25 protein-coding genes are annotated in these 21,016 nt (G+C 61.0%); 12 read left to right on the plus strand and 13 right to left on the minus strand.

All coding sequences use genetic code 11. From position 1 onward, the window contains the following. Together TR61_RS17045 and TR61_RS17050 are read right to left on the minus strand one after the other, a co-directional pair. Window positions 1-321: hypothetical protein (locus TR61_RS17045; RefSeq protein WP_050931752.1), on the minus strand; the 321-nt coding region annotated here is incomplete at its 3' end. Window positions 322-366: 45 nt separating this feature from the next. Next, complete coding sequence (locus TR61_RS17050) at window positions 367-687, minus strand: ArsC/Spx/MgsR family protein (RefSeq protein ID WP_050931731.1); 321 nt, start codon at window positions 685-687, stop codon at window positions 367-369. A 238-nt stretch (window positions 688-925) separates the two neighbouring features. Between TR61_RS17050 and TR61_RS17055 the strand changes: the two genes are divergently transcribed. Further along, a complete protein-coding gene (locus tag TR61_RS17055; protein ID WP_050931732.1) occupies window positions 926-1,132 on the plus strand; it encodes a cold-shock protein in 207 nt (68 codons plus the stop codon). Window positions 1,133-1,177: 45 nt separating this feature from the next. Here TR61_RS17055 and TR61_RS17060 read toward each other — a convergent pair whose 3' ends face one another. Continuing rightward, window positions 1,178-1,459 (minus strand): hypothetical protein, encoded by a 282-nt coding sequence (locus tag TR61_RS17060; RefSeq protein WP_050931733.1) that lies wholly within the window; start codon window positions 1,457-1,459, stop codon window positions 1,178-1,180. Between the two features lie 374 nt (window positions 1,460-1,833). Between TR61_RS17060 and TR61_RS17065 the strand changes: the two genes are divergently transcribed. Next, complete coding sequence (locus TR61_RS17065) at window positions 1,834-2,121, plus strand: hypothetical protein (protein WP_157440957.1); 288 nt, start codon at window positions 1,834-1,836, stop codon at window positions 2,119-2,121. 79 nt (window positions 2,122-2,200) lie between these two features. On the opposite strand, the gene TR61_RS17070 is transcribed toward TR61_RS17065, so the two are convergent. Both TR61_RS17070 and thyX read right to left on the minus strand, forming a co-directional pair. Beyond that, the gene (locus TR61_RS17070; protein ID WP_172677011.1) at window positions 2,201-2,785 is read right to left on the minus strand and encodes a hypothetical protein; all 585 of its coding nucleotides are present in this window, start codon (window positions 2,783-2,785) and stop codon (window positions 2,201-2,203) included. Between the two features lie 62 nt (window positions 2,786-2,847). Next, the gene (thyX, locus tag TR61_RS17075) at window positions 2,848-3,756 is read right to left on the minus strand and encodes an FAD-dependent thymidylate synthase (RefSeq protein ID WP_050931736.1); all 909 of its coding nucleotides are present in this window, start codon (window positions 3,754-3,756) and stop codon (window positions 2,848-2,850) included. A gap of 199 nt (window positions 3,757-3,955) precedes the next feature. Between thyX and TR61_RS17080 the strand changes: the two genes are divergently transcribed. The 5 genes from TR61_RS17080 (at window position 3,956) to TR61_RS17100 (ending at window position 8,963) form a co-directional block, all read left to right on the plus strand. Next, complete coding sequence (locus TR61_RS17080) at window positions 3,956-4,858, plus strand: hypothetical protein (RefSeq protein ID WP_050931737.1); 903 nt, start codon at window positions 3,956-3,958, stop codon at window positions 4,856-4,858. Further along, window positions 4,836-6,257, plus strand: coding sequence for a tetratricopeptide repeat protein (locus TR61_RS17085; protein ID WP_157440959.1), 1,422 nt, complete (start codon window positions 4,836-4,838; stop codon window positions 6,255-6,257). The genes TR61_RS17080 and TR61_RS17085 overlap by 23 nt, the downstream gene beginning before the upstream one ends. Window positions 6,258-6,331: 74 nt before the next feature. Next, window positions 6,332-6,760 (plus strand): VOC family protein, encoded by a 429-nt coding sequence (locus TR61_RS17090; RefSeq protein WP_050931739.1) that lies wholly within the window; start codon window positions 6,332-6,334, stop codon window positions 6,758-6,760. After that, window positions 6,754-7,470, plus strand: a complete 717-nt coding sequence (locus tag TR61_RS17095; RefSeq protein ID WP_050931740.1) for a DUF1194 domain-containing protein — start codon at window positions 6,754-6,756, stop codon at window positions 7,468-7,470. Before TR61_RS17090 ends, TR61_RS17095 begins: the two co-directional genes overlap by 7 nt. A 680-nt stretch (window positions 7,471-8,150) precedes the next feature. Next, entirely contained in the window at window positions 8,151-8,963 is an 813-nt protein-coding gene (locus tag TR61_RS17100; protein ID WP_082182017.1) for a DUF1194 domain-containing protein, read from the plus strand. Between the two features lie 36 nt (window positions 8,964-8,999). Here TR61_RS17100 and TR61_RS17105 read toward each other — a convergent pair whose 3' ends face one another. From TR61_RS17105 to TR61_RS17115, 3 genes are all read right to left on the minus strand, one after another. Further along, a complete protein-coding gene (locus TR61_RS17105; RefSeq protein ID WP_050931741.1) occupies window positions 9,000-9,497 on the minus strand; it encodes a MarR family winged helix-turn-helix transcriptional regulator in 498 nt (165 codons plus the stop codon). A 76-nt stretch (window positions 9,498-9,573) separates the two neighbouring features. Further along, window positions 9,574-9,831 (minus strand): succinate dehydrogenase assembly factor 2, encoded by a 258-nt coding sequence (locus TR61_RS17110; RefSeq protein WP_050931742.1) that lies wholly within the window; start codon window positions 9,829-9,831, stop codon window positions 9,574-9,576. Then, window positions 9,828-10,226, minus strand: a complete 399-nt coding sequence (locus TR61_RS17115; protein ID WP_050931743.1) for a helix-turn-helix domain-containing protein — start codon at window positions 10,224-10,226, stop codon at window positions 9,828-9,830. Before TR61_RS17115 ends, TR61_RS17110 begins: the two co-directional genes overlap by 4 nt. Window positions 10,227-10,317: 91 nt before the next feature. On the opposite strand from TR61_RS17115, the gene TR61_RS17120 reads away from it, so the two are divergent. Together TR61_RS17120 and TR61_RS17125 are read left to right on the plus strand one after the other, a co-directional pair. After that, window positions 10,318-11,520 (plus strand): pyridoxal phosphate-dependent aminotransferase, encoded by a 1,203-nt coding sequence (locus TR61_RS17120; RefSeq protein ID WP_050931744.1) that lies wholly within the window; start codon window positions 10,318-10,320, stop codon window positions 11,518-11,520. 9 nt (window positions 11,521-11,529) lie between these two features. Then, window positions 11,530-11,949 carry a hypothetical protein gene (locus TR61_RS17125; RefSeq protein WP_050931745.1) on the plus strand — a complete coding sequence of 140 codons (420 nt, stop codon included), beginning with the start codon at window positions 11,530-11,532 and terminating at the stop codon, window positions 11,947-11,949. Window positions 11,950-12,109: 160 nt separating this feature from the next. Here TR61_RS17125 and TR61_RS17130 read toward each other — a convergent pair whose 3' ends face one another. From TR61_RS17130 to ppk2, 4 genes are all read right to left on the minus strand, one after another. Then, window positions 12,110-13,480 (minus strand): MATE family efflux transporter, encoded by a 1,371-nt coding sequence (locus TR61_RS17130; protein WP_050931746.1) that lies wholly within the window; start codon window positions 13,478-13,480, stop codon window positions 12,110-12,112. A 39-nt stretch (window positions 13,481-13,519) separates the two neighbouring features. Further along, a complete protein-coding gene (locus TR61_RS17135; RefSeq protein WP_050931747.1) occupies window positions 13,520-14,431 on the minus strand; it encodes a nickel/cobalt transporter in 912 nt (303 codons plus the stop codon). Further along, window positions 14,419-15,069 (minus strand): DUF1007 family protein, encoded by a 651-nt coding sequence (locus tag TR61_RS17140; protein WP_245626917.1) that lies wholly within the window; start codon window positions 15,067-15,069, stop codon window positions 14,419-14,421. Before TR61_RS17140 ends, TR61_RS17135 begins: the two co-directional genes overlap by 13 nt. A gap of 68 nt (window positions 15,070-15,137) precedes the next feature. Continuing rightward, the gene (gene ppk2 / locus TR61_RS17145; RefSeq protein WP_082182018.1) at window positions 15,138-16,040 is read right to left on the minus strand and encodes a polyphosphate kinase 2; all 903 of its coding nucleotides are present in this window, start codon (window positions 16,038-16,040) and stop codon (window positions 15,138-15,140) included. 126 nt (window positions 16,041-16,166) lie between these two features. Between ppk2 and TR61_RS17150 the strand changes: the two genes are divergently transcribed. Both TR61_RS17150 and TR61_RS17155 read left to right on the plus strand, forming a co-directional pair. After that, window positions 16,167-17,054, plus strand: a complete 888-nt coding sequence (locus TR61_RS17150; protein ID WP_050931748.1) for an alpha/beta fold hydrolase — start codon at window positions 16,167-16,169, stop codon at window positions 17,052-17,054. 450 nt (window positions 17,055-17,504) lie between these two features. Next, entirely contained in the window at window positions 17,505-19,115 is a 1,611-nt protein-coding gene (locus TR61_RS17155) for an oleate hydratase (RefSeq protein ID WP_281178079.1), read from the plus strand. A gap of 394 nt (window positions 19,116-19,509) precedes the next feature. Here TR61_RS17155 and TR61_RS17165 read toward each other — a convergent pair whose 3' ends face one another. Next, window positions 19,510-19,737: a hypothetical protein gene (locus TR61_RS17165; protein ID WP_245626918.1), complete on the minus strand. Its 228-nt coding sequence runs from the start codon at window positions 19,735-19,737 to the stop codon at window positions 19,510-19,512. A gap of 137 nt (window positions 19,738-19,874) precedes the next feature. Here TR61_RS17165 and TR61_RS17170 point away from each other — a divergent pair. After that, window positions 19,875-21,016: ATP-binding protein (locus TR61_RS17170; RefSeq protein ID WP_245626919.1), on the plus strand; the 1,142-nt coding region annotated here is incomplete at its 3' end.

Below are 21,016 nucleotides of genomic sequence, written 5' to 3' on the forward strand. Positions count from 1 at the left end.
CACGCCGGCCACACCGGCAAAGGCAATCGGGAACATGGTGAACACACCCCAGCCAAAGGCGTAATACATCCCCGCCGCCGACAGCAGCAGAAGAACACCGCCCCAAAGCGCCCGCGCCCGCGCCATCGCACCCCCTGCAATCGCCAGAAGCGGCGCGATCAAAGACATCGTGCGCACCAGTTCCACATTGGCCACCTGTTCGGCGATGCCCTCGATCTCGCCAAACCGGTCGACGGCAGCGGTATAGCCATAGCTGAAGAACCCGATCACCATGCCGATCAGACCGGCGACAATCCCAAGCGTCAGGGCTGCATTGCGCATTCACGTGCTCCTTTTGATCGTGACCTTATCCACCTAAGCACCCGGTCACGCAACGCCAAGGGCTGCACGGGTGGCCGCTGTCCAGCCCAGATGCATCTGTCCGCCCTCCTCCACGATCAGCGGGCGCTTCATCAGCGTGGGATGGGCGCGCAGCAGATCCACCGGCGCCCCTGCGCGCTCCTCCTCCGACATCCCGCGCCAGGTGGTAGAGCGGGTATTGACCAGCGCATCCCCGAACTGCGCAAGCGCCGCCTCCAGAACATCGCCCGGAACCCCGTCCGCGCGCACGTCCACGAACTGCGCCCCCTCCAGCGATTTCAGCGCCTTGCGGCAGGTGTCACAGCTTTTCAACCCGTAAAGATGCATCGTTTTTTCCCTTTTTTCAGCGGATAACCGTCATTTGAGGACGATTCCGGGCGTTTTTCTTGATTTTTGCTTGTGCCGTGCGATCTTGAAAGAAGGAATACCCAAAGTTCAAAGACCCGACTGCCTGTTACAAGGAAGGAAGATGTCCTGAACTCTGGACAATTCCGGATTGGGTCTTGCCCGAAGCAGAAGATCGCGTCTGGGCGAGGTTGGAGCAAGGCAGAAGGAGACACGGGAGATGCCGACAGGCACCGTGAAGTGGTTCAACAGCACCAAAGGATATGGGTTCATCGCACCTGATGAAGGTGGCAATGACGTTTTCGTTCATATCTCGGCGGTGGAGCGGTCAGGGCTGCAAGGTCTGACCGACAATCAAAAAGTCTCGTACGAGTTGCAGGACGGTCGCGACGGCCGCCCCATGGCCGGGGAAATCAAGGCACTCTGACGCAGGTCTCCCGGCGCGCGGATCCCGTGCGCCGGATCAAGGCGCTTAACCGCAGCCTTTGACGCCCGGCGGGCAATCGGCCCGGGACGATGCCGCGCGGTAGGACCGTTTGTGCGACCCGGATTGCTGCATCATCGACTGATAACTTTGAGACTGGTTCGGCGTGCCGCAGCAGATCACGCCCGAAATGGTGACAGGCTGCAGACCCTGCGGGCAGAAATTCTGTTTCGATGCATAGGGATAGATCTTGGCATCCATCGCCATGCCGGGCACCGCACCCAGAACCGTGGCGACAAGGGCCGCCGAAAGAACTCGTTGAAAACGCATGTGGCTTTCCCCCGTTTGGTGGGGCAAGCATGCAAAGCGGGTGCGGGGCAAGTCCAGCACTTTCTGGATTGGAAACAGATTGTTTCCGGGTTTCGCAGCCACCCGACGCTTGCTGCGTTCGTGGCCTAAATGGAGGCATAGGCCGCAGCGGCTGTCGAAAGCTGCTGTAGGGTGGGTGTGAACCCACCATGGCGCGCGGTGGTTGGTTTTGGTGGTGGGTTGGCACCCACCCTACTCTTGGTACCAAATCAGTTCACTTCGCAGTGTCCGCCTTCTTCTGCAGCGCAGCATTTCGGTTTACCGCTCCTTCACGCCTTTGGGTTAGGCTGAAGTCACAGCTTGAGTTCGCGCGTTCTCGTCTTTCGCCCACCTTGATGGAGGATCCGATGACGGAATTTCTCAAACTCCTGGCGGTCTATTACATGTGTGATCATGCCGCCGCCCTGCGCCCTCTCAGCCCCGAAGAAGTCATGGGCCGCCAGCGCACCTATGAGGCCGTGAAGGTCTATTTCACCGGGCTGGACGTCCCGTCCGACCCAACGCTTGCCCAGATTGCGGCGCGCAACCAGGCGGCCTATGCCGGGTTCAAGTCGTGGGAGGCGGAGAATGCCGGGCTGGTGGCCGAGATGAAGGCCGAGGCCGCGAAAGCCGTGAGCGGTTAGCCCGTAGGGTGGGTGCCAACCCACCATGGCGGAACCTAGTTACCGGGAAAGGTGGGTTGGCACCCACCCTACGGTTGCTCTATGCGAAATCCATGTTTGTAAGGAGCAAGGCTATCATCGCCGTCGCGAGAGGCAACAACAGGTACCAGCCAAAAACAACTATCTTTGCCATCAAGCTTACATCGCGAAATCGAGTTGTTAACTCGTTGGCGAGGTTTGTAAGCTCTTCGAGACCCAAGTTCGAACTTTGAAACTCCTTGGCAGCTTTTGCCACTTCTTCCTTAATCGATGAGAGTGTTTGTTCATCACCGTTTTCCAGAGAACTCTGGCTTCTACTTCGCAGGATTCGCTCGAACGAGTCTACTTGCCGAAGCATTCTCGAATGAGCCCCCTGCAAACGGCGAAGAAAACTCTGAAGCGGCGTTTCTGTAGCGTCCAAGGGACCAATCGCTGCCATTGTACCGATTTCTACTCGGTTAGACTTAAACCATTTTTTGAACGCTACAAAATCGGCTGTCCAGTGCACAATTAAGGCCAAAACGAGATAAACAATCAGAACTGTTATGGCGATTGAGTACACTTCTTTGTCTACTTGCCCGCTCAACAAATTCCAGTCTTCTGGCTTCAGGTCTTGCCATTCTACAAAGACTGCAACGCTTGACACAGCCAAACATGATCTCGAACTGGTCTGAGTGAGGCGCGATATCAGTTCCGAGCCGTTGAGTCTCACCCCTCAACAACCTCCATAAACTCCCGCCATTCGCGCTTGGTGAGCCCCGACGTCTCCTGCGTCACCGTCTCACCCTTCAGCATCCGGCGGGTCACCTCCACCATCTGCGCGCTCAACGATACAGCGCCCAGGCGGTAGTCCTCGAACGCCTTATAGGCAAAGGGCACCCAGTCGGCGACGACCTTGCACATCTCTTCTGCGTAGACCCGGATCTCGTATTGCGCATGGGCGTCGGCGCGCAGGCGCAGGAAGTGGAAGAGGTTGTGCAGATCCACCTTCCAATACCACTGGGTATAGATGTTGGCGGGCAGGTTCATCCGCGCCAGTTCACGCGCCAGACCCTCCTGCCCCTCGTCCGAGATCATCGCCTCGTAATTGTCATAGCACCGCGCTGAATCCGCCTTGAGGATTTCCAGAACCCGCGCCGCCTCTGCCCCTTCCAGAACGCCGCCGCGGCCCTGGTTGTTGACCACCGATTGCGCGTTCACATGTTCCGGCGCGGGGATATAGAACTCACGATCCAGGATCGAATAGCGGGCGGAATATTCGTTCACATTCGCCGTGCGGTGCCGGATCCACTGGCGCGCCACGAAGACGGGCAGTTTGACGTGGAGCTTGATCTCGCACATCTCGAACGGCGTGGAATGCCAGTGGCGCATCAGATAGCGGATCAGCCCCTCGTCATTCTGGACCGATTTGGTGCCCTTGCCATAGCTGACCCGCGCCGCCTGGCAGATCGCCGCATCATCGCCCATATAGTCGATCACCCGGATGAACCCGTGATCCAGAACCGGCTTGGCGGAATACAGATGCTGCTCCATCCCCGGGGCGACCACGCGAAGCGTCTGCTGCGGGTGTGACCGTTGCTCTTCGATTTCGGCCAGTTGCTCGGGCGACAGGGGCATATGCGGCTCTCCTTGGCTGCGCAGAATCTCTTGGGAGATTAGACTATATCTTGAGGATTTGGCTTCGCAAACCGCTATATGCAGGTCACTTACAAGACACGATTTATCCACAGGAGGCGCAAATACATTGACTTTTGCCCAGAACCCCCGGATTTTACCTGAAAAAGACCCAAAAAAATAAAATTTGAGGTTGAGGCAGATGAAATATGTTTGGGCGGGTGCCATCGCGGCGACCCTGTTAGCCGCATGTGGCGGGGGAAACCCCTTCGTTGACGACAGCACCACCCCCACCACGCCGGGGACCGGTTCGTCGGCGGTGCCGGCGGCGGTTGAAGGCAATCTGGGCACGTTCACTTTCAACACGACCACGGGCGTTCTGACCATCGAAGGCGTGGCGCTTGAGGCCGATGCTCTGAACGCCACATATGTCCGCAAGCCCGCCTTGGACCGGGGCGGATATCTGGCCTATACCTCGCAGGAAGACGGGCTGTCGCGGCACTCCACAGCTTATGTCCGCGACATCAACGGCACCCGCGCCCTTGTGGTTATGACGGGCCCGCAGGCCGGTTCGGTCTTTGGCGGTGCCAGCTACTCACGCGCGGGCGCTTACGATCCGGTGGGGTCCAATGTGACCCCCAATGGCGGTCTGGTGACCTATCTGGGCAACTACGTGGGCCTTCTGAACGGATCGGGCAGCAGTGAAGACCTGATCACACCGCCCCCCGGAACACCGCCGTCGCTGGCGCCAGGACAAGCCGCGGAGATCACCGGCTTCGTGCTGCTGAATGCCGACTTCACCGACAACAAGGTCAACGGCCGGATCACCAACCGTAACATTCCCGATTTCGGCGGCGTCACGCCGGAAGACATCGATCTGGCGCCGACCGACATCTTGGCCGACGGCACCTTCACCGGAACCGTCGAGCAGAACAACAACGCCCGCGGGACATATGGCGGTATCTTCGGCGGGGTCGAATCCGCACAGGTCGCGGGCGGCCTGTTTGTCGAGGATCATATCAGCCAGCTGAGCGACGAGGAAGAACGCGGCATTTTCGTTCTTGTGCAGTGTGGTCAGCCCGGTGACGACCCGCTTTGCCCCTGATCTGATCCTGGGCGCAGTCCGAAAAGGCCTTCTGGCGCTGATCTGTGCGCTTGCGCTGCCCTTGGCGGCGCAGGCCGAAAGCCCAGGCAGCAGCGACGACATCCAGCTGAGCGCAGAAGAGGTGCGCCACCTCGCCGCCGGTGCGCTGCGGGCGGGCGACAATGCGACCGCCATCCGGATCGCGCGCGGATTGCTGAAGGCCGACCCCGAAGATCCGATCGCCTATTTCATCCTGTCCATGGCCCACGCCGCCCTTGGAGAGACCACGCTCAGCCGCAAGGCAGCGCGGTATGCGTTCCAATACGCCGATGATCCCGGCGATCGCGTGCGCGCTGGGCAGCTGGCGGCGAAATCCGCCGTGGCCGAGGAACGCTACAGCCTCGCGCAGCTCTGGCTGCGCCGCTCGGCGATCCACGCAGTCAGCGATGCTGAAAAAGCGGCCATTGCCCAGGATTACCAGGCTCTGCGCCGTCTCAACCCGTGGAGCATGCGTCTGAATCTGGCGCTGCGGCCGTCCAGCAATGTCAACAACGGCTCGGAAGACGCGCTGCAGATCATCGACGGGGTGCCCGTGACGGGGATCCTTTCGGGCTCGGCCCAGGCATTGTCGGGGCTGATCGCCACGGCCGATCTGTCCCTGCGCTATCGCTTTCAGGCCAACCAGACCAGCGCCACCTATGCAGGTCTGCGGCTTTACACCAAGCATATCGCACTTTCCAGCAGTGCTAAGGCCAAGGCGCCGGGGTTGCGCAACAGCGATTTGTCGCAACAGTTCCTCGAAACTTCGGTCGATCATGCGCGAAAGCTGCGCGGCGGTATTCTGGGCGGCACATTGGCCACCGGCCAGTCCTGGTATGGCAACAATCCGACCTATCGCTTTGTGCGCGCCTCCGCCCGGCGGGTATGGGAGCTGGGCACAGGCAGCTGGATCGGCGTGTCCGGTACCGTGGAAGACCGCAACAGTGTGACTGGACAGCGATATGATGCAACGGCACAAAGCCTGACGGTTTTCACCGGGCTTGAGATGGGCAACGGCGATCAACTGACCATGACGCTGGGCCTGCGCGACACCGATGCCTGGTTCATCAACGACCGCAGCCAGGCCGCCAGCCTCCGCGCCGCCTATGCGTTCGATCAACCGATGGGGCCGGTCAAAATGGATGTGGCGCTGACATTGGGATATGCGGATTATCCCGATTATCGCTCGGGCTTCATCGTGGTGCCCGGGGGGCGGCAGGACAGATCCGTCTATGCCGATGTCAACCTGATGTTCGATGATTGGGATTATGCGGGCTTCTCCCCCTCCCTGCGGATCCGTGCGGGGCGCACCTCGTCTAATGACAGCCGGTTCAAGACGCGCGAATTTTCTGTCGGTCTGGGGATCGAGTCAAAATTCTGAGACCACGCCGCCTTGGCACTGGCCCCTGCTGACAGGGGCGCTAGGATCAGCCACAAGATCAATGGAGGATCCGCATGACAATTCGCTATCTCCACACCATGGTGCGTGTGGCCGATCTGGACAAAACCATCGCCTTTTTCGAATTGCTGGGGCTGACCGAAACCCGCCGGTATGACAATGAAGCCGGGCGGTTCACACTAGTTTTCATGGCCCCGCCGGGGCAGGAAGACTGCCCGGTCGAGCTGACCTATAACTGGGACGGGGACGAGGGCCTGCCGTCTGACAGCCGCCATTTCGGGCATCTGGCCTATCGCGTCGACAATATCTACGACATGTGCCAGCACCTGATGGACAATGGGGTCACGATCAACCGTCCGCCGCGCGATGGGTACATGGCCTTTGTGCGTTCGCCCGACAATATCTCGGTCGAGCTTCTGCAGGCGGGCGACCGGCTTGAGCCGCAAGAACCCTGGGCCAGCATGGAAAATACCGGCCATTGGTAAGACTGGGCGGCATTCTGGGCGCGCTGGCGCTGGCGGCCTCGCCGCTGGCGGCGTCGGAATGCCGGCTGGCGCTTGTTCTGGCGATTGATGTGTCTTCCTCGGTCGATGAGGCCGAGGATATTCTGCAGCGTGGCGGCCTTGCCTCGGCCCTGATCGCGCCCGAGGTGGAGGCCGCCGTCTTCGCAGCCCCCCTTCCCGTCGCCATCGCCGTCTACGAATGGAGCGGCCGGTACAATCAGGAACTGCTCGTCGACTGGACGCTGCTGGAAACCCGCGCCGACCTGCTGCGCGTGGCCGAAACCATTGGGCGATCCGAACGCAGTCACAATGATTTTCCCACGGCCATGGGATACGCGCTGGGATATGGCGCGGGGCTGTTTCAACGCGGGCCGCGCTGCCATTTTTCGGTCCTAGACATGGCTGGAGATGGGGAGAATAACGAGGGCTTTCCCCCCTCTGCGGCCTATGCCGAATTTCCCTTTGCCAGCGTGACGGTTAACGGGCTGGTGGTGCAAGCCTCTGATTATCAGGCGGAAATCAGCCTTGTGGAGTATTACCAGAAAAACGTCCTGCACGGTCCCGGCGCATTTCTGGAAGTGGCGCGCGGCTTTGACGATTATGAACGCGCCATGCGGCGCAAACTGGAACGCGAACTGACGCCGCGGGCGGTCGGCGCATTGCCCCCGGCGACCAAAGTTCCGCCGGGATGAGCGCGGGCGGCACAGGTTCCGGCTCCGCCAGGAATGAGAGGGCCGGGCATCGCTCAGGCACCATCACGCGTCTGGCCTTTCGACTGAGCTGGTTTCGTAAAGACCCATGTCGGGATGACGCCAACCTGCCTGCCAGATACGCGGTGGCGCGGCGACCATGTGGTTTGTGCTCTGAATGGACGGCTGGGTTTGGGGCCGAAGCTCTGCGCCGGTTTCTGGTGCAAATGGGCGGATCGCTCCCAGCCCATGCCGAACGGCCGCGCGGGCATCTTCCTGCCTCACCCGCCTGTCATGACCGCAGCATCACCGTTGCGGGCTCGCTTTACAGCGCAGGGCGCGGATGGATGGGTTACTGGGCGGACATGTGCCGGATTGTGTCCTTCCTTCCTGCCTGCCTGCGCCGTGACAAGGGCACGCCCCCAATGCACGGCACCGCTGCATGCAAGGAAGCCCGCGCGAATGCTCTTTCCACCACGGGCAAAGGGGCGGGGATATCGCGCATCAACCACCCATTGCCCAAAGAAACGCGGCACGCCCGAACGGGTCACCGCCCGTATCATCTGCGCATGGACGCAGAGGGGCGGAGCCTTGCCGCTACATGGGCGCCTGACCCGCGGGCCCCACCCCTCTCCGCCTTACGGCCACTTCAACGCTCAGGGGCTTTTGCAAGCATCGATGCAATGCCTGACCCTGTGTCGCACGGCAAAAGGGTGACGCATCCACAAACCGGCTCAGCCATCGCCGCAGGGTTGTTCCGTCTTGGTTGCATCACTTTGGCTCTGGCGCTTGCCGGGACCCTTCCATCGGCCGCCTCTGCCCAATGCCGCCAGGCACTGGCGCTGGGGCTGGATGTGTCCGGGTCCATCGACACGGGCGAATACCGGCTGCAGATGGATGGGCTGGCTGCGGCGCTTCTCCACCCGGAGGTGCTGTCCTCCCTCCTCGCCATGCCCTCCGCTCCGGTGGCGCTGTCGGTTTACGAATGGTCCGGCCCACGCGATCAGAATGTGCTGGTGAACTGGACTGCGATCCGCGATCGTAGCGACGTGGAGCGGATCGCCCGTGTGCTCAACAGCGCCGCGCGTCCCGGCGGATCGGTTGGCACCGCCCTGGGCACCGCCATGCGCACCGGCCACGACCTGCTGATGCAGCGGCCCGATTGCTGGAAGCGCACGCTGGATATCTCGGGCGACGGCAAGCGTAACCTGGGCCCCCGCCCGCGCGAGGTAAAGCCCGAGCTGGAACGCGCTGGCATCACTGTCAACGCGCTGGTCATCGGCGCAGATGCCCCGCGTCTGGGCGATATCCGCCTGATGGATATCGCCGAGCTGTCCAGCTATTTCCGCGCCAATGTGATCGTCGGCCCTGATGCCTTCGTGCAGACCGCCCTGGGTTTCGAAGACTATGAGAATGCCATGGTCCAGAAGCTCAAACGCGAGCTTGAAGGACTGGTCCTGGGCCGGCTTGAGCCCACGAGGCAATCGGGCCGCTAAAGCCAGCCGGCCAACAATGCCACCATCCGTCCCGGATCAATAGATATACCGGATCTGATCCGTCCAATACCGCTCCATCCGTTTCAGGGCCGAGGTGATATCCTCGATCCCCGCCAAATCCAGCACGCCCTTCTCCTCAAGCCCCGTGGCGTGATTGGCAAAAAGCGCGGCGATGATCTGCCGGATATCCCGGCCCTTTTCGGTCAGGCGCACACGCACCGACCTGCGGTCAATCTCGCAGCGCTGATGGTGCATATAGCCCATATCCACCAGCTTCTTTAGGTTATAGCTGACATTGCTGCCCTGATAATAACCCCGGCTTTTCAGTTCGCCTGCAGTGACTTCGTTGTCGCCGATATTGAACAGCAACAGCGCCTGTACCGCGTTGATCTCCAACACGCCGACCCGCTCAAATTCATCCTTGATCACATCCAGCAAAAGCCGGTGCAACCGCTCCACCAGCGCAAGGGATTCCAGGTAACTCGCCATGAAATCGCGTGGCCTGCCCATCACGGGCTGCGCGTCCATTTTCATCACGCTCTCCGACTCGTTCTGCTCTCGCCCAAAGCATGAGCAAAAAAACCGAAGATAAGGTTAAGCCTGATTTCCGTTATTTCTGAAAGGTTTGCGAGATGTCGTGCACCAGGTCCGTATAGGCTGCAGGCGCATCGACCTGCCCCGTGACCCATTGATACAGGTCCTGATCATTCTCCTGCAAAAGCGCGTCATAGAGCGTCAGACCCGCCTCATCCATTGCCTCAAGATTGCGCTCCGCATAGGCCTGCAGGATCAGATCCATCTCCTTGATCCCGCGCCGCATCGACCGCATCTTCAGGCGCTTGATGCGCGCCTCATGGCTCTCGCTCATTCGGATGCCTCTCCGGCCAGCTTGGCAATCCGCGCCTCCAGCAGGCCCGCGCGCTGCTCCGCCGCGGCCAGTTCGCTGCGCAAATGGCGGATATCGGCAAGAACCCCGCTCAGATCGCTGCCGGACAGGGTCTCGGGCGGCGGTGCGCTCATCCCCTCGCCTTCACCGGTCAGAAGCCACATGATCGACACGTTCAGAACACCCGCCATGGCCGACAGCTTGTTGGCGCGCGGCTCCGACCGGTCTTCTTCCCAGGCCACAACCGTGTCCTTGCGCACACCCAGCGTCCGCGCCAGCTTGGACTGGGACAGTCCCGCGGCCTCCCGCGCGCCGGCCACCCGGTCGCCAAAGGTCGCTGTTTCGGGTCCGTACCAATCGGTCGCAGTCTCGGCCATGGATTTGCCTCCGGGAAAGGGGTGATGTTGCTTGAACGGGTGCGGGCTGCACCCTATGACATGGCACCGGGATATACAAACGGGGTGAACCATGGCCTTTCTTTCTGCGACGCTCGACCGGGTGAAACCGTCACCTACCATCGCGGTGACCAATAAGGCGCGCGAACTCAAGGCCGCAGGGCGCGATGTGATCGGCCTGGGCGCGGGCGAACCCGATTTCGATACCCACCAGCACATCAAGGATGCCGCCATCGCGGCGATCAATGCAGGGCAGACCAAATACACCGCCGTCGACGGCATCCCCGAGCTGAAACAGGCGATCTGCGCCAAGTTCAAGCGCGACAATGGGCTGGATTACACGCCTGCACAGGTCAGCGTGGGCACCGGCGGCAAACAGATCCTTTACAACGCGCTGATGGCGACGCTGAACCCGGGCGATGAGGTGGTGATCCCCGCGCCCTACTGGGTCAGCTATCCCGACATGGTCAAACTGGCCGGAGGTGAACCTGTCGTAGCAGCGGCCACGCTGGAAAACGCGTTCAAGCTGACCCCCGAACAACTGGAAGCCGCGATCACGCCGAAAACCAAATGGCTGATTTTCAACTCGCCCTCGAACCCCACCGGCGCGGGCTACAGCCGGGAGGAACTCAAGGCCCTTACCGACGTTCTGATGCGCCACCCGCATGTCTGGGTGATGACGGACGATATGTATGAACACCTGGCTTATGACGGCTTCGAATTCTGCACCCCGGCAGAGGTGGAACCGGGCCTTTTTGACCGCACGCTCACCTGCAACGGCGTCTCCAAGGCCTATGCGATGACGGGCTGGCGCATCGGCTATGCGGCCGGGCCCGAACCGCTGATCGCAGCGATGCGCAAGATCCAGTCGCAATCGACCTCGAACCCCTGTTCGATCAGCCAATGGGCCGCGGTCGAGGCACTGAACGGCCCCCATGATTTCATTGCCGCGAATAACGAGGCGTTCAAGCGCCGCCGCGACCTGGTCATCGACGCGCTTTCGCAAATCGACGGGATCACCTGCCCGGTGCCGGAAGGGGCGTTTTATGTCTATCCTTCCATCGCAGGGTTGATCGGGAAAACCACGGCCGCGGGCACCGTCATCACCGATGACGAGGCCTTCGCGACCGCATTGCTGGAAGAGGCCGACGTGGCCGTCGTCTTCGGCGCGGCCTTCGGCCTCTCGCCCAATTTCCGCATCAGCTATGCCACCTCCGATGAGGCCTTGACCGAAGCTTGCCGCCGCATCCATGATTTCTGCGCAAAGCTGAGGTAAGCAGACCCGATGTCAGGCGATCTTCCCGACTATTTCTTTCGCGTCCGCGAAAACGGCGCGCTGGTGTTCCGCGTGGACACCGAAAACCGCCAGAGGCGGATCGAGATGGACCAGATCGCCGTCGTGAATATCCGCAATGGGGAAATCAAACCCCATGGCGACCGGACCCTGTCAGAGACGGATCTGGATACGATCAAATCCTGGATGGAAGACCGGATCGAACTTCTGGCCCATCGCGATATCGACGACATCCTGCGCGCGGTGGATCATCTGAACCTGACCAGCCAATGGGCCCAATCCAAGGCCACGGATGACCAGCTGGAAGCGGTCACCGATGACCTGCTTCTGGCGATGCACGATCTGCGCTCGGTCCTGGTGCGCAAGAAAGCCGACCGGCTGATGAAGGCGCAAAATACCAAATCCGAGTAACCGGCGCGCCTGCGGCGCATTCTTGTTCTTCAGCGAGGCTCCGCCTCGCGCTCCAGGGTATTTGAGCCAGAAAGAAGCAGGACAAAAGCGAACAGGCTTCTTTCTGGCTGGAAATACCCCGGGGGAGCCCGAAGGGCGGGGGCAGAGCCCCCTCTGAGCCTCACGCCCGCGCAGGCGCTTCAAGTCGGGACAGCCCGGCGCCCCAGAACCGCATCATCAGCAGGATGCCTGCACAGGCCAGCCCGAGAACCAGTCCCAGCCACACGCCGATCCCTCCCAGCCCCATCGGAAAGCCCAGTATGTAACTGGCCGGGATCCCCACGGCCCAATAGCTGAGCGCGGCGATCACCATGGGCCGCCCTGTGTCCTGTATGCCCCGCAACAGGCCCAGAGCGATCACCTGCGCACCATCCACCAGCTGGAACAGGGCCGCCATGGCCAGAAGGCCGATGCCAATCGCGATGATTTCCGCGCGTGCGGGATCGTCCGGCTCCAAAAAGGCCGAGATCAGAAGCTCGGGCATTAGCAGGAAGGCAGCAATGGTGAACAGCGCAACCAACAGCGACAACCCGATCACCGTCCAGGCACCCCGCGCCATGTGTTCTCGGTCACGGGCGGCGAATGCCTGGCTTGCGCGGATCGTGGCGGCATTGGACAGGCCCATATGCAGCATGAAGGTGGCGCTTGCGAGCTGAACGGCCACGCCATGTGCGGCCAGCGGGATAGTCCCCAGCCAACCCATCATCAGAGCCGATGCCGCGAACAGCGACACTTCAGACAACAGCGTCAGCCCTATGGGCAGGCCCAGAACAAGAACCTTGCGGAACATCTCCCAATCCGGCCGCCACAGGCGCTGGAACAGCGCATGTTCCGGCAACACGACAATCGCATAGATCATCATGCCCACCATCGCGATGGATTGCGTGATGACCGAGGCAATGGCCGCACCCTGCAGCCCAAGTTCCGGCATCCCCCAGTTGCCGAAGATCAATGCATAATTGACCACCACATTGGCAAGTGCCGCCAGAAGGGTCATCCACAGCACCACCTGCGTGCGCGACAGTGCCGCCAGATAGGATTTCAGCACCATCATCACCAGCGCAGGGAAAACTCCCCAGCCCGCCACGCGCAGATATTCCGCCGCATCGGCGGCCACCGTGGGCTGTTGCCCCAAGACAAGAAGGATGGGCTCCGACCACCATAGGAACGGCATCGACAGCGCGGCAAAGCCCACCGACAGCCACAGCCCCATCCGGGTCGCGCGGCGCACATTGGTCTGATCGCCTTCGGTCTCATAGGCCGCCACCATGGGCATCACCGCCCAGGCAAAGCCCGCCCCCATCAGGAACAGCACATAGAAATAGGTCGCGGCCAGCGTGACGGCGGCCAGCGCTTCGACCCCGTACCAGCCCAGCATGATCGTATCGGTCAGCCCGATGGCAAACTGCGCCAGATGCCCGCCGATCAAGGGCGCGCCCAGCGCCAGCGTCGCGCGAATATGTGCGCCATATGTCAGGGGGGTCCGGGTCATGCGCCAGCCCTAGGGCGATTGCGCGCCCCGGGCAAGGGCTCAGATCAGCGACAGCGCCAGTTGCACCGCGACAAGGGCGATGACCAGCCCGGCCAGAAGCTCCAACGCCGCCGTGGCACGCAGCGCTGTCGTCCCCTGCAGACGCATCAGCGAGCTCTCGCGCAGCGACACGGCGGCAAGCGCCACAGCCACGGTCACGCAGGCGGTACCCAGTGCCATGGCGAAGGCCGCGGCGATTCCGGCTGCGGCGATGCCCATCTGCCAGGTCAGGATCAGCACGAAAATCGCCCCCGTACAGGGCCGCACGGCCACCGCACCGATCACCACAAGCGCATCGCGCAACGACCGGACCGAGGCCGCCTCCTCCACGGTCGGACCATGCTTGTGCCCACAGCTGGAACAAACGCCATCCTGGCCATGATCATGCGCGTGATCATGCACATGCCCACCCTGCCCACGCGCGGCCCGAAACCGCCTGAGCCCGCGCAGCGCCAGCCACGCGCCCACCAGCGCGATCAGCCCGAAAGACAAGGGCGCCAGCACATCCTCGGCCACGCCCACCATCTGCTGACGCCCCCAATCCAGAACCATCAGCGCGCCATAAACCAGCGCCACCGCTGTGATCGCCTGCGCCACGGAAGACGCCAGCGCCAGACCCGACAGCCGCAGCATCGGCACCCGCTGCGCCATGCCATAGCCGCCGATGACCAGCTTGCCATGCCCCGGCCCGGCCGCGTGGAAAAAACCGTACGCAAAGGACAACCCCAGAAGCGTCGCGATGGCGCCGGGCTCCCCGCCACGCAGCGCGCGCAAAGCGCCCGCCATGGCCTGTTGCGCCTCTCTCTGACCGTTGGCGGCGGCGCGCATGATCTGATCGGCCCCGCCCATGCCCCAAAGCCACACGGCCAGAGCGACGACACCTGCGGCCAGCGCCCAGATCAGTCGGTGCATTGCAGCACCACCGTGTCGGCAAAGGCCTCGCCCACTTCGGGGAAGGCATCTTCCTGCTGCGACGCGGGCATCGCGTAAAGCATCTCTTCGACCAGCGTATAGGCTTCATCCAGATTGGCGGGCGTTACCTCGACGGCGCAATCCCCGTCCACGTTCACACCGCGTGTCAGATCATAGGCGGTGTAAAAAGTCGGATCATAGGCCCGCAGGATCACGCCGCTTGCCGCCACGGGCTTGACCAGCGGACGGTAGTGCGTGGTGACGATCCGCGCGTCCTCGATCTGCAGACCGCGCCCTTCGGGCGGGCCCAGCGCGATGGGCGCGCCGGAGGCCTCAAGATAAAGGTCACCCTCGAACCCTTCGACCCAGTTCAAATCAAAGCCGGTCAGAAACCCGATCTCGGCCTCGTTCAGACGGCCGTCATAATCGCTGTCCAGCCCCATATCCTCGAATGTGAGCATGGAATAGAGCGCGTCATAGGCCCAGCTGACCTCGACCCCCTGCACCTGGCCCTGGTCGTTCAGGATCACCTTCAGCCCGGTATCCACGAAAATATGCGGATGGGCTGACACTGCCACGGGCGACAGCATCAGACCGACAAGGCCGAATTTCACAAAGGATCGCATCTGCCCCAACATGGCGCGAATGTAGAAACGCCCACCCGATCAGGCAAGAGCCCGCATCCCGCCAATTCCCCGATCAGCGTCTAGCCGCGCAGAGATGCCGCGTGAATATGGTTGGTCCCATGAATGACATGATGCGCCTGACCCACGATCAGCGGATCGGGCGTGCCGACGATGTCCGGGTCCTTGTCGGGATAATCAAGGCTTGCCAGGAAATGGCGCATGCAATTGATCCGCGCGCGTTTCTTGTCGTTCGACTTGATCACCGTCCAGGGCGCGTCGGCGGTGTCGGTGTAGAAGAACATCGCCTCTTTCGCCTCGGTATACTCGTCCCATTTGTCCAGGCTGGCCTTGTCGATCGGGCTCAGCTTCCACTGTTTCAGGGGGTCGGTCTCGCGGCTGGCAAAGCGCCTGCGCTGTTCGGCCTGCGTGACGGAAAACCAGTACTTGTAAAGCCGGATGCCCGACCGGGTCAGCATCCGTTCAAACTCGGGCGTCTGGCGCATGAATTCCAGGTATTCATGCGGCTCGCAAAAGCTCATCACCCGTTCCACGCCCGCGCGGTTGTACCAGCTGCGGTCATAAAGAACGATCTCACCCGCCGTGGGCAGATGTTCGACATAGCGCTGGAAATACCACTGGCCGTGCTCCTGTTCGGTGGGTTTGTTTAACGCCACGACCCGCGCGGTCCGGGGATTGAGATGTTCGGTAAAGCGCTTGATCGTGCCGCCCTTGCCTGCCGCATCGCGCCCTTCAAAGATCAGAACGAATTTCTGGCCCGTCTCCTGTGCCCAAAGCTGGACCTTCAGAAGCTCGGCCTGCAGCTTGGCTTTTTCGGCCTCGTATTGCCGCCGCCCCATCCGGCGCGAATAGGGGTACTTGCCACTTTCGAACGCGCGGCGGACATCTTCCGGAGAGGGTGATCCGGACCCAGGGTTCCCGTCTGGCCCGTCCTTGATGACGGGGATGTCCTCCGCAACGCTCATTCTGCTTCTCCTGTTTGGCTTGGACGAATTCTGTCACATCTTCAAACCTCGCGCTTTGATCGCGATCAAACCCTGTGCCGTTGCGTGACGCTTGCCTTGGACGGATTGCCGGACAAGGGTAAGGCCATGAAAGACCACTGGCACAGCACAGCAAATGGTCCGGTTTACGCCCGTCACTGGGGTGACCCGGATCTGCCGGTATTGCTGATGCTGCATGGCTTTCCCGAATATTCCGGCGCGTGGAGCGATCTGGCCCCGTATCTCAGCACCCATTTCCACTGCATCGCCCCCGATCAGCGCGGCTATGGCCAGACCGGCGGGCCGGACGATGTGACCGCCTACGCCACCGGCGCGCTGACCCGCGACATGGCCGATCTAATCACCGGGCTTGGCCGCGGACCGATCACTGTTCTTGGCCACGATTGGGGCGCGGCAGTCGCCTATAACCTTGCCATGCGCAGCCCCGATCTGGTGGACAGGCTTATCATCGCCAACGGCGTCCACCCAGTGCCTTTCCAGACAGCGCTGGCCGCAGGAGGCGCGCAATCGCAGGCCTCGCAATATATCGACTGGCTGCGCGCAGAGGGGTCCGAGGACGTGCTGGCCGCCGACAACTATGCCAAGCTGCGTGCGCTTTTCGCCGCCCATATGGATATGAGCTGGCTCTCGGGCGATACGCTTGAGGCCTATGTCACCGAATGGTCCCGCCCCGGTCGACTGAAAACGATGGTGCACTGGTACCGCGCCTCTCCGGTTCAGGTGGCCAAACCGGGCCAGCCCATCATCGGCCTGCCGGATTATCCCATCGACAAGCTGACCGTGCACCAGCCCCACCTGCTGATCTGGGGCGAAAACGACACTGCCATCCTGCCCGAAGCGACCGAGGGACTTGAAACCTACGCCCCCCACCTGACCCGCGTGTCCCTGGCCGAGGCTGATCACTGGCTCGCCCATCAAAAACCGGCCGAAGTGGCCCGGATCATTCTGGAGTGGACCGGGGTCAGGAATACCTGACTGGTTCAAATCGCTCGTCACACGCAGACTGACGGCATTTGATCACAGGTTTTCTCATGTCCCGTTTCGCCATCGCCATTTGCACCCTCGCCCTTGCCCTGGCTCTCTTGTCGACCGTTTAGGTGGCAGGTTTGGCCATGCGCTACCAGACATCTGTATTGAGACCATAACCGCAGGTGCCAAGGCTTTTCGAAAAGCCTTTTTCAAGCAAATTCGAATTTGCTTGGCCAAGCGCCTTCGAAGGCGTTTTCATCCGTCCGCACCTTATTCACTGGCGGAACAGCCAAGCAAACTTCCGTCCCCCGCGATGACCTTTCGGCCATTCGAATGGCCGCTGCGAGCCCTATGCAGACGGCTTCCAGAGCTGGAATTCACAGCAAGTTCGGCTCGACTTCGGAACTCTCCGGGTTTTGATCGGGATTAAAGCGTGGATATGAATCCTGTGCAAAACTGCGAAAAGTTTCATTATTCGAGGCGCAGATCATGCCTGAAAACGTAACGAATTCACAGCACCTTATCGTAGGCGGGGGTATCGCAGGACTGTCGGCTGCGGTGTTGCTTTGCCGGGACGCAGGTGTGCGCGGCAAGGACATACGCATCTACGAACAACTCGGCGTTGCCGGTGGGTCACTCGACGGGGCAGGGGACTCCGATACCGGCTACCTAGTTCGAGGTGGTCGCATGTTCGAGGAACACTTCGCATGCACTTTTGATCTGCTCGACAGTATTCCACTTACGAACGATCCGGCGAAATCTGCCAAGGATGATATCTTCGAGTTCAACCGAATGGTGCCCGGGTCGTCCAATTGCCGCCTCGTTCGAGATGGAAAACCGGCAGAAGATCGTTACGATCTCACACTCAGCGCGCAGGATATTGTCGATCTTAACCGACTGCTTTTGCACCCGGAAACCGGATTGGGCGCGCAAAGGATTGATGACTGGTTCCAGACCGCCTTCTTCGACAGCAACTTCTGGCTGATGTGGTCCACGATGTTTTCCTTTCAGCCTTGGCATTCGTTGGTCGAGATGCGGCGATACTTGCGTCGATTCATCCATCTATTCCCTGGCTTTACCCGCATCGCCGGCATTCTGCGGACACGATACAACCAGCACGACTCGATAATTGCCCCGATCCAGACTTGGCTGCACGCCCGTGGAGTTCGGATCGAGACTGATACATGCGTTACGGACGCGACGATCGAAGGCACCCATCAGGACCGTCACGTCACCTCTCTGACTCTTGACGACGACAGTACGGTTGAGGTCGGCCCGGACGACAGTGTTTACCTTACACTGGGTTCCATGACGGATGGGTCGGTGCTTGGATCCGCCGACCGCGCACCGAAGCTCGCGGAACACGTCGCAGGTGGCTGGAGCCTCTGGCGTAAGTTGGCGTCGCGACACGAAGGCTTTGGCAAGCCTGAAGTGTTCAGCAGTGACACTGGAAAGACCGGCTGGAACTCGTTCACAGTGACGATGGACGGCGCCGACTTCTTCGAATTCATGGAGGATTTCACCGATAACCGCACCGGTACAGGTGGCTTGGTGACATTCGCCGATTCCGGTTGGACGCTGTCTATTGTGCTGTTCCATCAGCCACATTTCAGGGGGCAAAAACCCGGCACTTACACCTTCTGGGGCTATGGATTGCGAGGTGACCGGAAAGGCGATTTCGTGAAGAAGCCGATGTGGGAAGCGACCGGGCTGGAAATCATCGAAGAACTCTGCGGGCATCTGCATCTGTCGGATAAGCAGCGAAAATGGTTCGAGAGTGCGAAAATCATTCCATGCCGTATGCCCTACATCACCAGCCAGTTCATGCCGCGTCAAGTGGGCGACCGCCCCGATGTGCGCCCGCATGGGGCTAGCAACTTCGCGGTGATTGGACAGTATTGCGAACTTCCTCGGGACTGTGTGTTCACGGTGGAATACTCGGTTCGTTCTGCGCGAACCGCGGTCGCGAGTTTGACAGGTCGTGCAGACCCGCCACCCCCCGTGGCACGTACCGACCTAGACCCAAGAGTGCTCATTCGCGCAGCTCGTGTTCTTCTTGGAGTATAACGTACCAGGGATCTCGCCGTGTCTTGCCTTAGAGGCAAAGGGAGCGCCAGGTCGCTGTGTAATCGGCCCTCTGCGTACCAGCCAGCCAAAGCCGCCTTCGACATCACGTCCGGGTTTTGCTCTGAAAAAGCGGAAAAACCATGCCCCGTCATCCCCGCCCGGCGTTCCGCAATCAGGCTCATGAAGGCATAGGTGATGGTCAGGTTGAACTTCTCTGGCACCCCGGCTTGGGCAGCGATGGCCTGCAAACCCCTCGCATAGATCGCGGATGCATCAATGAAATCATGCGCCTCCAACAGATCAAACGCGACCTGCACATGCTCCGCATGGTGAAACGAACCCGGATCCACCCGACGCGCCACAAACGCCTGGGTCAGTTCGGAGATCGGGCCGGTCATTCCTCCTCCTTGAACCGGTGACTGTCCTCCGCCATCCAGTCCAGATCATAGACCTCTTTCAACTGCGCGATCTTGCGCAGCGTTTCGGGTTCAAAAGGCGGTTTGTTCTCAAAACTGTGCAGCGCGATCCCCTCGATCAGGTCGCCCAGCGTCATATCCAGGTGCTCTGCCACGCCCTTGAGCACTTTCAAAAGCCGCTTCTCTACCCGGATCCCAGTTTGCACACGTTCAATCTTGCTAATCTATGTATATATGTATCAAGGTACCACATAAGTCAATCCGATCCCCGTGCGTGACCTCTTCCCCAGCGCCGCGCCCCCTGCCATAATGTCGCCCAACAAACAAAAGCAGAGCAGCGCGCATGGCCAACGATCTTCTCACCGGCACCTCCCCAGCATATGACGCCTCCTCCATCGAGGTGCTGGAGGGGCTGGAACCTGTCCGCAAACGCCCCGGCATGTATATCGGCGGCACTGATGAACGCGCGCTCCACCACATGGTGGCCGAGATCCTGGACAACTCCATGGACGAAGCGGTGGCCGGTCACGCCAACCGGATCGAGGTGGAACTGCACGACGACTACGCCCTCACCGTCCGCGACAACGGCCGTGGCATCCCCATCGACCCGCACCCGAAATTCCCCGACAAATCGGCGTTGGAGGTCATCCTCTGCACCCTCCACGCAGGCGGCAAGTTTTCCGGCGACGCCTATGCGACCTCCGGCGGTCTCCACGGCGTGGGCGCATCGGTCGTCAACGCGCTGTCGGATTCCATGGTCGTGCAGGTCGCCCGCGACAAAACTGTCTATGAACAACGCTTCTCCCGCGGAATCCCGCTGGGCCCGGTCGAAAAAGTCGGCCAGACCCAGAACCGGCGCGGCACCACCGTGACCTTCCATGCGGATGAAGAGATCTTCGGCCACCACCGCTTCAAACCGGCCCGCCTTTTCAAATCCATCCGCTCCAAGGCCTACCTCTTCTCCGGCGTCGAAATCCGCTGGAAATCCGCCATCGACGACGGCGAAACGCCCCTTGAAGCCACCTTCCACTTCCCCGGCGGCCTCTCCGATTACCTGTCGGAAACCCTTGGAACGGCCAGCACCTACGCCGACCGCCCCTTCTCCGGCACCGTCGATTTTCAGGAGAAATTCGGCAACCCCGGCAAGGTCGAATGGGCCATCAACTGGACCCCCTCCCGCGACGGCTTCATCCAATCCTACTGTAACACCGTCCCCACCCCCGAAGGCGGCACGCATGAGGCGGGTTTCTGGGCCGCCATCCTCAAAGGCATCCGCGCGTATGGAGAGCTTGCGAACAACAAAAAAGCCGCCTCCATCACCCGCGACGATCTGATCACAGGTGGCTGCGCATTGGTCTCCTGCTTCATCCGCGAGCCGGAATTCGTGGGCCAGACCAAAGACCGCCTCGCCACCGTCGATGCCCAACGCATGGTCGAAAACGCCGTGCGCGACCATTTCGACAACTGGCTCCCCGCCGACACGAA

It is taken from the genome of Aestuariivita boseongensis, assembly GCF_001262635.1.
Classification (GTDB): Bacteria; Pseudomonadota; Alphaproteobacteria; order Rhodobacterales; family Rhodobacteraceae; genus Aestuariivita; species Aestuariivita boseongensis.

Bases quoted from the DNA above. Each gene is read 5' to 3' on its own strand.
- thyX (WP_050931736.1), bottom strand. From the start codon at position 3,756: ATGCCCCTGTCGCCCGAGCAACTGGCCGAAATCGAAGAGCAACGGTCA.
- TR61_RS17140 (WP_245626917.1), bottom strand. From the start codon at position 15,069: ATGTTGGGGCAGATGCGATCCTTTGTGAAATTCGGCCTTGTCGGTCTG.
- TR61_RS17120 (WP_050931744.1), top strand. From the start codon at position 10,318: ATGGCCTTTCTTTCTGCGACGCTCGACCGGGTGAAACCGTCACCTACC.
- TR61_RS17090 (WP_050931739.1), top strand. From the start codon at position 6,332: ATGACAATTCGCTATCTCCACACCATGGTGCGTGTGGCCGATCTGGAC.
- TR61_RS17115 (WP_050931743.1), bottom strand. From the start codon at position 10,226: ATGGCCGAGACTGCGACCGATTGGTACGGACCCGAAACAGCGACCTTT.
- TR61_RS17110 (WP_050931742.1), bottom strand. From the start codon at position 9,831: ATGAGCGAGAGCCATGAGGCGCGCATCAAGCGCCTGAAGATGCGGTCG.
- TR61_RS17125 (WP_050931745.1), top strand. From the start codon at position 11,530: ATGTCAGGCGATCTTCCCGACTATTTCTTTCGCGTCCGCGAAAACGGC.
- ppk2 (WP_082182018.1), bottom strand. From the start codon at position 16,040: ATGAGCGTTGCGGAGGACATCCCCGTCATCAAGGACGGGCCAGACGGG.
- TR61_RS17135 (WP_050931747.1), bottom strand. From the start codon at position 14,431: ATGCACCGACTGATCTGGGCGCTGGCCGCAGGTGTCGTCGCTCTGGCC.
- TR61_RS17055 (WP_050931732.1), top strand. From the start codon at position 926: ATGCCGACAGGCACCGTGAAGTGGTTCAACAGCACCAAAGGATATGGG.
- TR61_RS17100 (WP_082182017.1), top strand. From the start codon at position 8,151: ATGCCTGACCCTGTGTCGCACGGCAAAAGGGTGACGCATCCACAAACC.
- TR61_RS17130 (WP_050931746.1), bottom strand. From the start codon at position 13,480: ATGACCCGGACCCCCCTGACATATGGCGCACATATTCGCGCGACGCTG.
- TR61_RS17150 (WP_050931748.1), top strand. From the start codon at position 16,167: ATGAAAGACCACTGGCACAGCACAGCAAATGGTCCGGTTTACGCCCGT.
- TR61_RS17060 (WP_050931733.1), bottom strand. From the start codon at position 1,459: ATGCGTTTTCAACGAGTTCTTTCGGCGGCCCTTGTCGCCACGGTTCTG.
- TR61_RS17105 (WP_050931741.1), bottom strand. From the start codon at position 9,497: ATGAAAATGGACGCGCAGCCCGTGATGGGCAGGCCACGCGATTTCATG.
- TR61_RS17080 (WP_050931737.1), top strand. From the start codon at position 3,956: ATGAAATATGTTTGGGCGGGTGCCATCGCGGCGACCCTGTTAGCCGCA.
- TR61_RS17065 (WP_157440957.1), top strand. From the start codon at position 1,834: ATGGAGGATCCGATGACGGAATTTCTCAAACTCCTGGCGGTCTATTAC.
- TR61_RS17050 (WP_050931731.1), bottom strand. From the start codon at position 687: ATGCATCTTTACGGGTTGAAAAGCTGTGACACCTGCCGCAAGGCGCTG.